At 67.1% G+C, this 12,549-nt stretch carries 15 protein-coding genes; 7 read left to right on the top strand and 8 right to left on the bottom strand.

The features are described from left to right. Positions 1-72 precede the first annotated feature (72 nt). The 3 genes from ACH34W_RS15525 to ACH34W_RS15515 form a co-directional block, all read right to left on the bottom strand. Positions 73-348, bottom strand: coding sequence for a hypothetical protein (locus ACH34W_RS15525; protein ID WP_395961565.1), 276 nt, complete (start codon positions 346-348; stop codon positions 73-75). Positions 349-499: 151 nt separating this feature from the next. Then, a complete protein-coding gene (locus ACH34W_RS15520; RefSeq protein ID WP_395961564.1) occupies positions 500-712 on the bottom strand; it encodes a DUF397 domain-containing protein in 213 nt (70 codons plus the stop codon). A 248-nt stretch (positions 713-960) separates the two neighbouring features. After that, positions 961-1,209: a hypothetical protein gene (locus tag ACH34W_RS15515; RefSeq protein WP_395961563.1), complete on the bottom strand. Its 249-nt coding sequence runs from the start codon at positions 1,207-1,209 to the stop codon at positions 961-963. Positions 1,210-1,272: 63 nt separating this feature from the next. Here ACH34W_RS15515 and ACH34W_RS15510 point away from each other — a divergent pair, with 63 nt between their 5' ends. Beyond that, the gene (locus ACH34W_RS15510; RefSeq protein WP_395961562.1) at positions 1,273-1,731 is read left to right on the top strand and encodes a hypothetical protein; all 459 of its coding nucleotides are present in this window, start codon (positions 1,273-1,275) and stop codon (positions 1,729-1,731) included. Between the two features lie 67 nt (positions 1,732-1,798). Further along, the gene (locus ACH34W_RS15505) at positions 1,799-3,112 is read left to right on the top strand and encodes a hypothetical protein (protein WP_395961561.1); all 1,314 of its coding nucleotides are present in this window, start codon (positions 1,799-1,801) and stop codon (positions 3,110-3,112) included. A 67-nt stretch (positions 3,113-3,179) separates the two neighbouring features. Here ACH34W_RS15505 and ACH34W_RS15500 read toward each other — a convergent pair whose 3' ends face one another. Further along, a complete protein-coding gene (locus ACH34W_RS15500; protein WP_395961560.1) occupies positions 3,180-3,389 on the bottom strand; it encodes a hypothetical protein in 210 nt (69 codons plus the stop codon). A 317-nt stretch (positions 3,390-3,706) separates the two neighbouring features. Here ACH34W_RS15500 and ACH34W_RS15495 point away from each other — a divergent pair, with 317 nt between their 5' ends. The 3 genes from ACH34W_RS15495 to ACH34W_RS15485 all read left to right on the top strand — a co-directional run bounded on the left by ACH34W_RS15495 (position 3,707) and on the right by ACH34W_RS15485 (position 6,388). Continuing rightward, a complete protein-coding gene (locus ACH34W_RS15495; protein WP_395961559.1) occupies positions 3,707-4,933 on the top strand; it encodes a serine hydrolase domain-containing protein in 1,227 nt (408 codons plus the stop codon). A 240-nt stretch (positions 4,934-5,173) separates the two neighbouring features. Then, positions 5,174-5,665: a PH domain-containing protein gene (locus tag ACH34W_RS15490; protein WP_395961558.1), complete on the top strand. Its 492-nt coding sequence runs from the start codon at positions 5,174-5,176 to the stop codon at positions 5,663-5,665. A gap of 249 nt (positions 5,666-5,914) precedes the next feature. Further along, positions 5,915-6,388 (top strand): hypothetical protein, encoded by a 474-nt coding sequence (locus ACH34W_RS15485; protein ID WP_395961557.1) that lies wholly within the window; start codon positions 5,915-5,917, stop codon positions 6,386-6,388. Positions 6,389-6,520: 132 nt separating this feature from the next. Here ACH34W_RS15485 and ACH34W_RS15480 read toward each other — a convergent pair whose 3' ends face one another. Continuing rightward, positions 6,521-7,378 carry a sigma-70 family RNA polymerase sigma factor gene (locus ACH34W_RS15480; protein ID WP_395961722.1) on the bottom strand — a complete coding sequence of 286 codons (858 nt, stop codon included), beginning with the start codon at positions 7,376-7,378 and terminating at the stop codon, positions 6,521-6,523. Between the two features lie 143 nt (positions 7,379-7,521). Between ACH34W_RS15480 and ACH34W_RS15475 the strand changes: the two genes are divergently transcribed. Further along, positions 7,522-7,983 carry a carboxymuconolactone decarboxylase family protein gene (locus ACH34W_RS15475; RefSeq protein WP_395961556.1) on the top strand — a complete coding sequence of 154 codons (462 nt, stop codon included), beginning with the start codon at positions 7,522-7,524 and terminating at the stop codon, positions 7,981-7,983. Positions 7,984-8,122: 139 nt separating this feature from the next. Here ACH34W_RS15475 and ACH34W_RS15470 read toward each other — a convergent pair whose 3' ends face one another. Then, entirely contained in the window at positions 8,123-9,697 is a 1,575-nt protein-coding gene (locus ACH34W_RS15470) for a hypothetical protein (protein WP_395961555.1), read from the bottom strand. Positions 9,698-9,870: 173 nt separating this feature from the next. Next, positions 9,871-10,407 carry a DUF4232 domain-containing protein gene (locus tag ACH34W_RS15465; RefSeq protein ID WP_395961554.1) on the bottom strand — a complete coding sequence of 179 codons (537 nt, stop codon included), beginning with the start codon at positions 10,405-10,407 and terminating at the stop codon, positions 9,871-9,873. A gap of 659 nt (positions 10,408-11,066) precedes the next feature. Between ACH34W_RS15465 and ACH34W_RS15460 the strand changes: the two genes are divergently transcribed. Further along, a complete protein-coding gene (locus tag ACH34W_RS15460; RefSeq protein ID WP_395961553.1) occupies positions 11,067-11,585 on the top strand; it encodes a pyridoxamine 5'-phosphate oxidase family protein in 519 nt (172 codons plus the stop codon). Between the two features lie 39 nt (positions 11,586-11,624). Here ACH34W_RS15460 and ACH34W_RS15455 read toward each other — a convergent pair whose 3' ends face one another. Next, positions 11,625-12,497, bottom strand: coding sequence for a LysR family transcriptional regulator (locus ACH34W_RS15455; protein ID WP_395961552.1), 873 nt, complete (start codon positions 12,495-12,497; stop codon positions 11,625-11,627). Between the last annotated feature and the right edge of the window lie 52 nt (positions 12,498-12,549).

Below are 12,549 nucleotides of genomic sequence, written 5' to 3'. Positions count from 1 at the left end.
CGGGGGTTGGGCCATGATTCAAGCCCGACGAAGGACCCCGCCGTTCGCACGACAGGGCCTGAGCCGGGGTATTCAGTGAATGACGATGACGGCCAGGGCAAGGTATTTGCTGCCCACCAAGGGGAAGCCCCACGACAGGTCGTTGCCGCCCTGTAGGTCGGCCAGCGCGGAGCCGAACCGGTCTGGTCGGCTGATGCCGGTGGCCTGCGAGTGAGCCATCTTCGGTGCGTGCTGGTCATAGACCTGTTCCAGCCAGTTCACGGCCTCCTGGGGTGTGCTGGCCTTGCGCTGCAGCATGCTTTGTGGCTTGCGCAGCCAGTCGCGCGTCATCACCGGGGGTGTGGCCATGCTGAGGTCCCCGCACAGCGAGTCGCGCTTGGGACCTTGGGCTGTGGCGGTGTCCCCGTGCCAGGAATAGCAGTGAAAGGCCATCGAACGGCATCCTTCGAAGAGGCAGGCCCCGCCTCGCCGGGCGGGACCTGCTCATGGATTGGAGTGGCTAGACCGGGGCGGGGGCCAGGGCCGGGGAGTCTTGCGGCAGGTCGAACTCGCCCGCCTTGGCTCCGGCGATGAAGTCGCGCCACTCGAAGTGATCGAACTTGGACACGTTGCCCGCCTCATCGGTGACGATGACCGCGTCACGGACGATGGCGACGTTCACACAGCCACACGTCTCCTGCTGTCCGTCGCACTGGCTGGACTTGATGAACACAAGACCTCCCTAGGCCGTCGGGGGATGGGGAACCGGCCGACCGCGCCATTGGTTGGGCGTGGCCGGCTGGGGATCATGGGCCGGTGCTTGCGGCGCCTGGTGAGTGATGGCCTCCACGAGCGGAGCGGCGTTGGTCCCTCGGGGCGGATACGTCGCCTGGTGCGGATTGCAGGCCACCGTTGCGCCGACGTGTTCCCACCAGCCGGGACCGTAGGTGATGGGCTTGCGGCAATGACGGCAGACCTCCTTCACCGGCATTCCACGACTCCGAGGAGGAAAGCGAGGCGTCCAGCCGCACTCGGTTCGTCGCCGATCTCGCCGACGTCATAGCCCCAAGCGGTCCAGTAGCGGCCCTCGAAGCAACGCGCCTCTTCGTACACCTTCGGTGTGAGGGGGTTGGTCACGTCTGCTGATGCCGAGTACGAACGAACCGTCACGCGCAGGCCCTTGTCGCGGAGACAGGTGGCAAGCTGATCGAGTCCGGGTGTGGCGCTCATGCGGCCCAGTAGACCGACGCAGGCGCCACGCCGACAGATGACATCTGATGACACGAGGGTCTGATGCCGCAGTCAGTGACGATCACGGGCACCCGTTCAACTGACCATCGGCCTCTGGGTGACTACGGGACGTTGTTCGAGGAGTACCTCGGCCCTTTCGCCTTGTCGGGCGTCCGGTTCTACATCGGTGGTGCGAGCGGGATCGACTCGCTCAGCCTTCTCTGGCTGGCCCACGAGACCGAGGTCGGCTTGACCGTGGTGGTCCCGGCGATGCTCGTGGATCAACCCGGAGATGCTCGGCATGCCGTGGCGTCGGCCAGCGAGCTGGGCCGACTTGACGCGGTCGTCGAGTTGGGCGGAGAGACTCGCACCCCCGGCTACCACGCCCGAAACCGTTGGATGGTCGACCGCAGCGAGTTCGTCATCGGCTTCCCACGCGCCGGGACTGAGCAGAGTGGCACCCTCTACACCCTCGGGTACGGCGCCGATCAAGGGAAGCCTCACCTAGTGGTACCCGTTTAACCACAGTCGGTGGTGTACTGCTTGCATGGGCGGTGAGCGGCATCGCGGCGCGCAGGCGCTTCACCGTTTGCGTACTCGTCGTGGCTGGTCCTGGGACGAGCTCGCCACACGGCTCCGCGGCCAAGCTCAGGCTCTGCGGGTCACGCGGATCGCGTCAGCCAAGGTCTCCAGCGTTAAGCGGACGATCGCGCGCTGGGAGGCGGGGACGAACACACCGGACGAGCAGTACCAACTCTTGCTTGGCCATGTCTACGCCCGGACCGCGCTCGACGCCGTCGCCCTGGGCCCCGGCTCGGACTTCCGTGAGTACCTGTATGCGCTCGCGGAGATGGGGGTCGATCAGGCACGGATCGACGAGGTCGAAACTACGGTCGTCTCGGCCGTCACCGACGCTGGCATGTCGCTGTTGGCGTACCTTGGCGCTCCCTTGCGTACCGGGCTTGCGGCGGCCCTCGCCAAGCCTGAGTCCCTCGATCTCGCGGTGGTTGACGGGCTCCGTGCAGCAAGTGATGCGGTCAACGTTCAGATCGGCTCTGTCCCGTTCGTCCGCCTTCATCTCGCCCAGGCCGCCATCGTCGACGCATGCCGTCACCTGCTCCGCGGCGAGCACCGGAACGAGGTACGCACTGGGCTCCAGCGGGCGGCGAGCCGGGCCTACGCCCTGGCTGCGCGGATCTCGTTCGAGACGCACGACGACGAGGCCGCGCGCCGCCTCTACGAGGATGCCGTCATCGCCGCCGGCCCCGCCGCGCCTTCGCAGCGGGCACTGATCCGGTCAAGCCAGACGATGGTCGTGTACTACTCGACCGGCGACCTGGGTCAGGCCCGGCAGATCGCAGACCTAGCCGTAACGGACGCCCGCCGCGGCCCGAGCATGCTCATGCGAGCCCGCGCGCACGCCCTCCAGGCTGAGATGGCTGCCCGCGGCGAACCATCGCAGCACCGCCACGCCCACGCTGCCCTGCATTCGGCTTGGCATGACCTCGACAGCGATACCAGCGACGACCCCATGGACGGCGTTTTCTCCAAGGGCCGTCTCCGCGGTTTTGAAGGCGTGTGCGGCATCTTCCTCGGCAACGCTGACGCAGCCGCGCAGCAGCTCGACCAGTCGGTCAAGACTTTGACCAGGCCCCGCGATGCTGTGCAGCGCGCGATCGTTCTCACCGACCATGCTCTCGCCCGGATTCGAGCTGGAGGTGCGGGATCGGCCGAGGCCGCAGCTCATCAGCTTCACGAGTGCGTCGACCTCACGGCCGGCACCCGGGCCCGCGTGCCTGCGCAGCGACTCCAGCAGGCTCGCCTTGAGCTGCGGCCGTGGCGCCGTGAGGCGTTCGTCGCTGATCTCGATGACCACATCCTCACCGCACTCATCGGCGTCTGATCATTGGGTGCAAGGCCACCAGCCGAGCGACATCATCTGCGTCGCTGAGGAGGATGACCGCCACCGCCTACTTCAGAGTTGAGGCGTAAGCATCCGGACCACTGCAGCCTCGTACTTCTCGCCGGAAGGCTTGGAGTTCACCGTCATCGCGGCAGCCTGCGTTCACGGTCCAGGACAGGCGTACGGGCGTGACGGCGAGCTCGTACTGGAGGCTCGGCAGTGCGATGGTCACCGACGAGTCGTCCAGCACCCGCAATAGCCGCGCTGCCGCGGTCACCAGCGGCGGTATCTCTCACGGCTTGCGCCAGTTCCTTGAGGCCGGGGACGCCGGGGGTGGGTGTATCGCGGGCGTATCGAAAATCGCATACGCCACCGCAATACTCTCCCGTCTTCCACGGAGGCACGGACCACAGCGGTCCGTGCCGAGGGCCTCGTGCCCCGGCTTCGGAGTCCATGGCGGAGTCGGCACCACCCGATTCTGGCCGCAGGCCCGGGTCACGGCCGGGTCACAGCTGTTGGCACCGTGCTGTGACCGTCCGTTGGCTAGAAAGTCGCGGGTGGAAGGTGATCACGAAGTGGGAGAAGGAAAAGGCCATGGCTAGTGCCAGTGACGGGGAATGGGATCGGCGTTCGATGTTGCGGGGCGCTGCCGTGGTGGCCGGTGCCGCCGCGGCCACGCCGCTGCTGGGCGAGGCGGCCACGGCACGAACCGGCAGAGGTGCACAGCTCGGCCCGATCCCGCCGGACGCCCGTCCCGGCGGCGCCTACGACCGGTACATCGCGAAGCTGGCCGCCGAGGACAAGTTCTCCGGAGTGGTGCTGCTATCGCACCGGGGCCGGACGGTGCTGTCACGCAGCTACGGCATGGCCGACAAGGAGAAGGGGATCGGCAACCACGAAGGTGTCGCGTTCAACCAGTACGGCGGGCCTTTCGTCAGCCTGTCCATCGTGCAGCTGGCGCAGCAGGGCAAGGTGAAGCTGTGGGACACGGTGGGCACCTACCTGACCGGTTTCGCCGCGGAGATCGCTGAGCAGGTGCGCATCCACCACCTGCTCATGGGCACCTCCGGGTTGTCCTTCCCGGAGCACGACTACCAACGCATCTTCCACAGCAAGGAGGAGCAGCTCGAATACCTCCAGCAGTACACCCGGCAGGCGAAGCTGGACGCGGCCCCCGGTGCGGGTTCGAAGAAACCCGGCTGGGGTTCGGAAGTCGTCGTGCAGATCGTCGAGGCGGTGACCGGCATGACGTTCTGGGACTACGTGCACAAGCACATCTTCGAGCGCTGCGGCATGACCGGCTCGGGGTATTACACCAGGCCGCAGTGGCTGGCCGACAAACACATCGCGCACTCGTACATGAAACAGGCCGACGGCAGCCGGGTGGACGCCGTCCGCAACCTGGACAAGGACAGCCCGAGCCCGGGCATGGCGGGCCAGAACAATGCCCGCAACTTCGTCCCGGACGGCGGGTTCGTCACCGCACCGGACATGGTCCGGTTCGCGGAAGCGTTGTACAACGGCACCGTGCTCGACCCGCCCTGGGCCGACGTGTACACCTCGGTCAAGGCCCCCAACTTCCGAGGCTCCCCGGGGTTCGCCACCTACGGGCCGACAGCCCACATCGTCAAAGGCCAGTGGGAGCTCGGGCGCGGCGGCCCCCACCCCGGCAGTTTCACCTACTGGAGCGTCTACCCGGACACCGGGTGGGTCGGCGTCGTCCTCAGCAACTACGACGACATACCGCTGCAGGAGATCCTCGGACAGCAGACGCAGGCCATCACCGGGGCTTCACCCGGCGACGGCGGCGGTGGCGGCTGACGCGCGGCCACGGCATAGGAGACCCGGCCCCACCCGCTGGAGTCCGGCGGAGCTGGTGAACGGGGCGGTGCGGCTGGGCACTGACCGCGCTCGCCATCGGGGATCTCGCCGGCGCGGAGGGGCGCGGAATCCCTTGCTTGCTTTGTCTGGTCTTGCCCCCGAACGATCGCTAGATTTGATCGTGGATCATCATCTGCCCCGCGGTCTTCGGGGGGTGTGCGTATGGCCTCAGAGGTGAGCATGGCTGCTGACCCTTTCAGGCGCGAGTACCGGGCAGACCTCGGAACGTTCGCCATGGCCTTCTTGATGGGTTTCTTCTTTCTGGTCGTGGCCATCGTCGTGTGGCGGGGTGAGAACACTTCCGCGGTCATGGTCCTCATGTCCGGACTGCTGGTCGGGATCCTCGTCCTTTACCTGGGGACCAGCATGTGGACGCGAACCTACGTATCGCGAGACCGCATCGTGAAGCGCGGACTGTTCCGGACCATCGCGACACCATGGCAGGCAATCCAGGGCATCGAGATCAGGCGTGGAAACAGGCGCTCGTGGGTTGTCATCTACGACTGTCAGGGCCGGGAGATCGACCTACCGCACCTGGACGCCAGCGAGACCGACATCGAGAAGGAGGTCCGCGTGCTGCGTGAGATCTGGGAGAAGCGACGGGGCCCGCACTGGAAGCCGATCTTCGATACCGCCAGAGCTTCTCGCCGAGACTGGCCGGGGGGATGGTGAGACCGGGCATCCCGGCCTTTCCTCGCCGGTACCAACCTGCCGTCGTCGAGTCGCAGGCCAGCCTGGAGCGCCCGGAGCCAGAAGAGGACACACGACGATGACGGACGGTGAGCGGTGGCCGTCCTCAGCAACGAGGTGGGGCCAGGTCGCATTGGTGACCATGGGAGCTGAAGAGCAACACGTGGGGCCGGAACTCGCTGGAGATGGAGCCACTTCCTTCCCGTCCGTAGAACCAGGGGTAGGAGAACCATGCGCATCGCGATCACCGGACACCGCCTCCTGCCGACTCAGACGGAGGCTCTTGTTTCGCGAGAGTTGGCACTGGCCCTCGAGGAGCTGCCAGAGCTTCCCACCGGCGTCTCCTGCCTCGCGGACGGAGCTGACGCGCTGTTCGCTCGAGCCGTGTTGGAGCAAGGCGGCGAACTCGTTGCTGTGGTGCCTGCCTCTGAGTACCGGGAGGGTCTGCCGGAAGGACACCACGCCATCTATGACCGGTTGTTCGCCGCCGCCCAGCACGTTCATCGCCTGCCCTTCACAGAATCGACCAGCGAAGCGCACATGGCGGCAAGCGAGCTCATGCTGACCCTTGCCGATGAACTATGGGCAGTCTGGGACGGCAAACTCGCGCGGGGCTACGGGGGAACGGCTGACGTCGTTCAAGCCGCGAAGGAGGCCAGCGTCCCGGTACGTGTGATCTGGCCAGACGGGGCTTCTCGGGACTAGAGCGGGTGGTCATGCGCTGCCTAGCGCCGCGACCCATGCCGGAGACCGACCGGCGCGGGGCTGCGCGCGAGGCGCTGTTGGGTGGGACTTGACCAACGAGCCGGCCGTTCTGACGCTGAGTGCGCGTGTCTGTTAGGCGTCCAGGAGCTGGAGGTCGAGCCGGTTGAGGTGGTCGGGGTCGGCTACGAGGTCGATCGCGGTGACCTTCCCGTCGGTGATGGTGAAGTCGAAAACGACGTGGGGGCGTCCGGCCGGGCCCCAGGCGAGTCCGGGTGCGCCGTCGATGAGGACGGGGCGGGCGGCCTTGGCGCGTCCGGCGAAGCTGCGGGCAACGGCCTGTGCGCCGTGGGCTGGGATGGCGCCCCATTGCGCGGCCGCGGGGTCGACGCGCAGCACGGCGTCGGGTGCCAGTAGCGCCACCAGCGAGTCGAAGTGGCCGGAGCGTGAGGCGGCCAGGAAGGCCGCGACGATCTGGCGGTGGCGAGCGGCGTCGGGTTCGCCGGATGCTGTGGCTCCCTGCACTCGGCGGCGGGCGCGGCTGGCGAGTTGGCGGGTGGCGGCCGGGGTGCGCTCCACGATCGGGGCGATCTCCTCGAACGGCATCGCGAACATGTCGTGCAGCACGAACGCCAGCCGTTCAGCGGGGTTCAACGTGTCCAGAACCACCAGCAGCGCCAGGCCGACCGAGTCGGCCAGCTCCGCCTGGTGCTCGGGGTCGGCCTGATCGGCCGATTGGTCGTAGCTGTCCCAGGGTTCCTCGCGGCGCGTGGTCCGAGCGCGCAAAAGGTTCAGCGACACGCGCGCCACCACCGTGGTGAGCCAGCCGGCGAGGTTGTCCACGTCGGTGGTGTCAGTACGGCTGAGCCGGAGCCACGCCTCCTGCACGGCATCGTCGGCCTCGCTCGCCGAGCCCAGCACCCGCAAGGCCACCGCGCGCAGACGGGGCCGATGCTCCTCGAACCGCGCCGCCAGAAGCTCCTCTTCGTTCACCATTCTCCCCTCGCACCGTGTCATCTCACTGACCCGCCCAACCGAGCCGATGTGACAGATCCGCCTGTCACATCCGGGGCGGGAGGCGGGTCAGTCAGGTGACCGGGGTGCGGTGCCCCGGCGTCTTTCGAAGGAGAACGGTGATGGAAGCTCGCATGACGAACCCGGCGCACGTGCTGTCGGAGAGCGTCTCGGGGATCCAGACGATGGTCAAGGCGATCTACTCAGGTGGCGCACCGAAGGAACTGCTGGAGCTGACGGCTCTACGGGCCAGCCAGATCAACGGATGCAGCGCGTGCGTGTACGGCCATGTGCAGAACCTCAAAAAGGCCGGAGAGAGCGATGAGCGAGTGGGCAACGTGGCGGCCTGGCGGGAGGCACCGTTCTACAGCGACTCCGAACGGGCCGCACTGGCCCTGGCCGAGGCGATGACGCGGCTGGCCGACCGCAGCGGTGACGCGGTACCGGACGAGCTGTGGGACAGGGTCGCCGACCACTTCGACGAGAAGCAGCTGTCGGCCATCATCCTCACCATCGCAATGACCAACTTGTTCAACCGGCTCAACGCCACAACCCGGGAACCCGCCGGCCGGACCTGGGACTGACACCAATATCTGCCGCGGTGATCTACCAGCCGTGCCGGGGGCACCTCGTGCGACCGCGAAGGGGTTGGGGCCCGCCGCTTGCAGTGGCGGGCCCCCGTTCGATGCCGCGTGGTCAAGTTGCGGGCATCGTTGCTGATGGCTACTTGCGACCGGCCCGTGCGGGCGATGCCGCGACCGGGACGTTGAGCGTGGCTCGGTCGTTGGCGTGGTTGTTGTCCACTGGCGTGTTCTCCGCAGCGTCGATGTCGGCGTCCACGGTCAGCCGCTCACCTGACTGGAGCGCCGTGACGCCTGTGACCTTGACGTCCTTGGCCTCGCCGGACAGCTGAGGGATCGTGCATTCGAACAAGTCGCTCGGGATGGTGATGGCCCTGCAGGTCCCGCCCTCGACCTCGACCCGCGCGTCGCTGAGCGGCACGCTCGTCCTGATCCGTACGCGCGAGTCGGCCTTCGGCAGGGGGCCGTGGTTGACCGCCTTCGCCACGAGGGTCACCGGCTTGCCCGCGACGATCGGATTGGGCTCGGCGCCGAGCTGCACTCCCAGATCCGCGTGGTTGCCCGGCACCTTTACAGAGACCGTCTTCTGGTTGTCGTTGGGCCTCTCGAAGTCGTTGTTGGCGGCGGTGACCTCGGCCCAGACGTCGAGGACCTCACCGCTGATCTTCGGGGTCGCCTTGGCCTGGATGGTGAATTCGCGGGAGCCGCCCACGGGCAGGTCACCTGCGTCACATTCGACGATGCGGTCATACGTGCAGCCGTCCGGCACGGAGACGGACTCGATGCCGTTGTCCCTGTTCAGGCTGTAGACGTTCAGCTTCGTCTGGCGGGCTTTGCCCGGGCCGGCGTTGGTGACGACGGCGCGGTACGTCAGAACGGGCTCATTCGGAAGGTCGGAGGCCGGCACCGAATCCGGAGTGACCGACATGGCCAGGCCCAGGTCGGCACGATGCTCGACCTCGGTCTTCTGGGTCACGGTGTTGTTGGCGGGGTTGGGGTCCGACGGTGGATCGTCACCGGTGAACTCGGCGGTGAAGGACGTCGAGAGCGTCGAGCCCGCGGCGCCCTCACTCACGGTGCCGGACACGTCCACCTGGAAGTGCTGGACGAAGGGGCACCGGAAACCCTCGCTGGTCCGGGTGCACGACTCGGCCGAGGTACCGGAGACAGAAGGGTTCTCCAGCTGCGGACCCGGCTTGATGATGAAGGCCGCCGGCGCGGTGATCAACGGTCCGTTGTTGATCGCTCTCACGCCGTAGCTCATCTCCGCTCCGGGAGCGACCGACTCCCTGTAGGAGTCGAGGCCGACCTCGAGATCGGCGGTGTTGTCGACGATGATCGGCCCCCTGTTCTCGGAGTAGCCACCGCCGGGATTGCGGTCGACGTTGTCAGCCCACGCGACCAGGGTGGCACCCAGGCGATCCCCGACCTTGGCCCGGACGACCCTGGTGCGGACCTTTATGGTCTTGACCTCGTCGGTGGGCACCGTGCCGAACGCACATCTGACGACACGGCCGCGCAATCCGCATTGGCTCGGTGACACCGACTCGACCGTGACGCCTCGCGGGAGCGTCAGCTTGGCGACCGTGTTAAAGGCCTCGGGCGTCGTTTCCCAGCCGCGATAGTGGAAGGACGCCTCGTAGGTGACCACGGGCTTTGGCCGACCGGGTGAGGGCGCCCGTAGCACGGGCGGATCGTAGGAGATCTGTGCGTCCATCTGAGACAGGGCTTCAGCGGCCGCCGGCGCGCTGAGACCCATGCACGAAATGGCCACCATAAGTGAGAGGGCAATCAATTGCCGTGACCGTCTTCTCACACCACGCAGATTCATGCAGCGTCCTCCTTGAATGCGCTTTCAGCCCCGGCCGCCCGAGGCAGGGCCGATGATCGTCAGCTGATCGACAGGATCCGGATCTGCCCGTTGTTGCAGACCGGGCCGAAGTCCCACGGGGTCCGGATGTCCATGGGTTCGGGCTCGTTGGTGGGAGGGTCGACGTCCAGCGTTGCGGGAGCGGGCTGGCACGGGGCGGGTTCGCCGGCCTTGGGAACAGTGGTCCAGCTGATCCTCAGCCTGGCGGAGCTGAGGTACTCCACCGGCACAAGCTTGGGCTTCCCGGACGGGCGGACGACTCGGGTCGGGAGGGGATTCCCTTCTGCGTCGAGCAATTTCAGCCCGACGTTCCAGTTGAGCTCGCAGTCATTGTCCGAGCTGTTGCGGAGATAAAGGTCGGCGTATTGCGTTCCGGCCACCACTCCTCGCAACTGGACGCTCGCGCTGAGGTATTCAGTACGGCACCAGTTCGGCTCTTCGGCCGCTCGGGCGCCGTCGGCCAGCGCCATCTGCCCGACGAAAGCGATAGACGCCCCTAACGCACCGATGCCGGCCGCACGGCGGACGCCGGCATCAAGGCTCCTCTTCTTTGACATCTCACTCCTTGGGTGGTGGCCGTTGCCACTAACAACTCCATATTGCGGGCCGCAGTGCGAGAAAGCCCGCTGCTTTTTGGTTTACATTCACCTCGCAAAAGGCCGTCACCGGCCACGCTGTGATCTGGGCGGTGGCCACGAACGTCTGTTGATCTCCCTGCGCCGACCAGGGCACTGACCTACGCCCTGACCAGGAAGAACGCTCCCGGATGAGGTCAGGGCCAGCGAGCCGCGTCATGCACCGGATGCGAGTTCGCGGGCGGCCGAACGGGATCCAAGGGCGGCATCAGGCAATTCAGTGGTGGCTGGATCTGGCCATCCCCGACCGCCGATCACTGCGGTGACCTGCCGTAGAGCGACCGACAACCCCCGGCACTTGCCGCCGCAGTTGACTAGTGCGCCGCGCTGGCCCCCGCCCCGATAGCCACGATCGGCGCCGCCAGGGTTGCTGTAGAGGCATATTGCAGAAAGAACATTCGTACGCCACTGCGCTGGCGCTGCTGGCGCTAGGAGCGGGAAGCGGCTGCTGTAGCGGCAGGGGGCAATGCCACCGCCGTCGCGCTTCTGAGTGAACACCCTAATCACCACCTCGGCGAGGCTGAGTGGGAAAGAAGAGGGGCTCGATGAGAGCTCAGGGGCGAGGCATGGGATAGTCGCTCATGCCTGTGACCAACCCGTGGCTTGCCGGCCCGGCCCCGAAGAAGCGGCTCGATCGAGAACGTCTGGAAGAACGCATACTCAACCTTCTGTCGTCGCAGAACATGTGTGTGCTCGCGACGGCAGGTCCTGAGGGTCCGCTGGCGACTCCGGTGCGGTACTTCCATCTCGACTTCGCGCTGATGTTCACCGCGGCGTCGGGTTCGCCGAAGATGCGCAACCTTGCCGCTGACCCCCGGGTATCGGTGGGTCTGTTCGCTCCGCTTGTAGGGCAGGCCAGCAGCCGAGGCGCACAGGTCTTCGGCCAGGCTCGTGTGTTGTCGGAGGACGATCCGGACTTCGGGCACTACTGGCCGGCCATCCGCTGGCAGTCCGATCATGTCGAGCGTTCACGTTCACTCGACGAACCGCCCTCCGGTCCCGTTGTCGTGATCGAGGCCGAGCGGATCGTCTATACCGAGCACTGGCTGCGGCGCGAGGGTTTCGCACCGCGCCAGTTCTGGACCAGGTCGGACCGGTAGCCAGCGGGCCACGCGACTCGCTGCCACCGACAGCCCGCCTCACGCTCCTTGACGTGCAGGATCGCCTGCCAGCATGTCCAGGAACGCTTGGGCAGCTGGCGACGCGGGGGTCTCACCGCTATGCGCCAGGGCCAGCGTGCGCGTCACCCGGGGATTCAAGGGGCGGGTGACGATGGTCTGGTCGTCCTTGCGTCCCAGCGTCGGCACGATGCTGACGCCCAGGCCGCTGGCCACCATGGCCTCGATCGCCGACTCCCCTCCGGCCTCGTAGGCCGCCTCCAGTTCGACCCCGGCCTGCTGTGCGGCATGCAGAATCAGAGGGCGGCAGCCTCCGGTGGACAGGATGAACGGCTCCTTGGACAGTGCCGCGATCTCGATCGCTGTCTGGTGGGTGAGCGGGTGGCCGGGCGGCAGCAGCGCCACCATCTCGTCCGACCCCAGCTCCATGGTGGTGAAGCCGGGCGCGGGCAGGGTGACGACGCCGAGTTCGACGGCGCCGTTCTCCAGCCAGGCGCGCACGTCCCGGTCAAAGCCCTCCATCAGGCGCACCCGTACGTGCGGATAGCGGTCGGTGAACGTGCGCAGGCGAGCGGCCACCAGGGTGCCGGTGGCGGTGGGAAGGCTGGCCAGCCTCAGGTCCCCGGCGACCTCACCTGTCACCGCCGCGACCTCTGCCTTGATCAGGTCGAAGTGGTGTACGGCGGCGCGTGCGTGCATGACCGCGAGGCGTCCGGCCTCGGTCAGGACGACGCCGTCGCGGCGCCGGGTGACCAGCGCCGCGCCCAGCTCGCTCTCCAACGCGGCGACCGCACGGCTGACCGTGGGCTGGGAGATCCCCATCTGCTGCGCCGCAGCCGTGAAACCCGCGTTGTCGGCCACAGCCAGCAGAACCCTCAGCTGTGAGAGCCGCATCACACACCTCCCTCTGCACGCCGGCGCCCACCGGCATGCATGCACGCGTGCC

It is taken from the genome of Actinomadura sp. 6N118 (assembly GCF_044326415.1).
Taxonomy (GTDB): domain Bacteria; phylum Actinomycetota; class Actinomycetes; order Streptosporangiales; family Streptosporangiaceae; genus Spirillospora.
Note: the sequence above shows the minus strand (reverse complement) of the source record. Positions and strands in the feature narration are given on the sequence as shown.

Excerpts from the sequence above, each read along its gene's own strand:
- ACH34W_RS15525 (WP_395961565.1), bottom strand. The coding sequence starts at position 348 with ATGGCCACACCCCCGGTGATGACGCGCGACTGGCTGCGCAAGCCACAA.
- ACH34W_RS15515 (WP_395961563.1), bottom strand. The coding sequence starts at position 1,209 with ATGAGCGCCACACCCGGACTCGATCAGCTTGCCACCTGTCTCCGCGAC.
- ACH34W_RS15510 (WP_395961562.1), top strand. The coding sequence starts at position 1,273 with ATGCCGCAGTCAGTGACGATCACGGGCACCCGTTCAACTGACCATCGG.
- ACH34W_RS15495 (WP_395961559.1), top strand. The coding sequence starts at position 3,707 with ATGGCTAGTGCCAGTGACGGGGAATGGGATCGGCGTTCGATGTTGCGG.
- ACH34W_RS15490 (WP_395961558.1), top strand. The coding sequence starts at position 5,174 with ATGGCTGCTGACCCTTTCAGGCGCGAGTACCGGGCAGACCTCGGAACG.
- ACH34W_RS15485 (WP_395961557.1), top strand. The coding sequence starts at position 5,915 with ATGCGCATCGCGATCACCGGACACCGCCTCCTGCCGACTCAGACGGAG.
- ACH34W_RS15475 (WP_395961556.1), top strand. The coding sequence starts at position 7,522 with ATGGAAGCTCGCATGACGAACCCGGCGCACGTGCTGTCGGAGAGCGTC.
- ACH34W_RS15470 (WP_395961555.1), bottom strand. The coding sequence starts at position 9,697 with ATGGACGCACAGATCTCCTACGATCCGCCCGTGCTACGGGCGCCCTCA.
- ACH34W_RS15465 (WP_395961554.1), bottom strand. The coding sequence starts at position 10,407 with ATGTCAAAGAAGAGGAGCCTTGATGCCGGCGTCCGCCGTGCGGCCGGC.
- ACH34W_RS15460 (WP_395961553.1), top strand. The coding sequence starts at position 11,067 with ATGCCTGTGACCAACCCGTGGCTTGCCGGCCCGGCCCCGAAGAAGCGG.
- ACH34W_RS15455 (WP_395961552.1), bottom strand. The coding sequence starts at position 12,497 with ATGCGGCTCTCACAGCTGAGGGTTCTGCTGGCTGTGGCCGACAACGCG.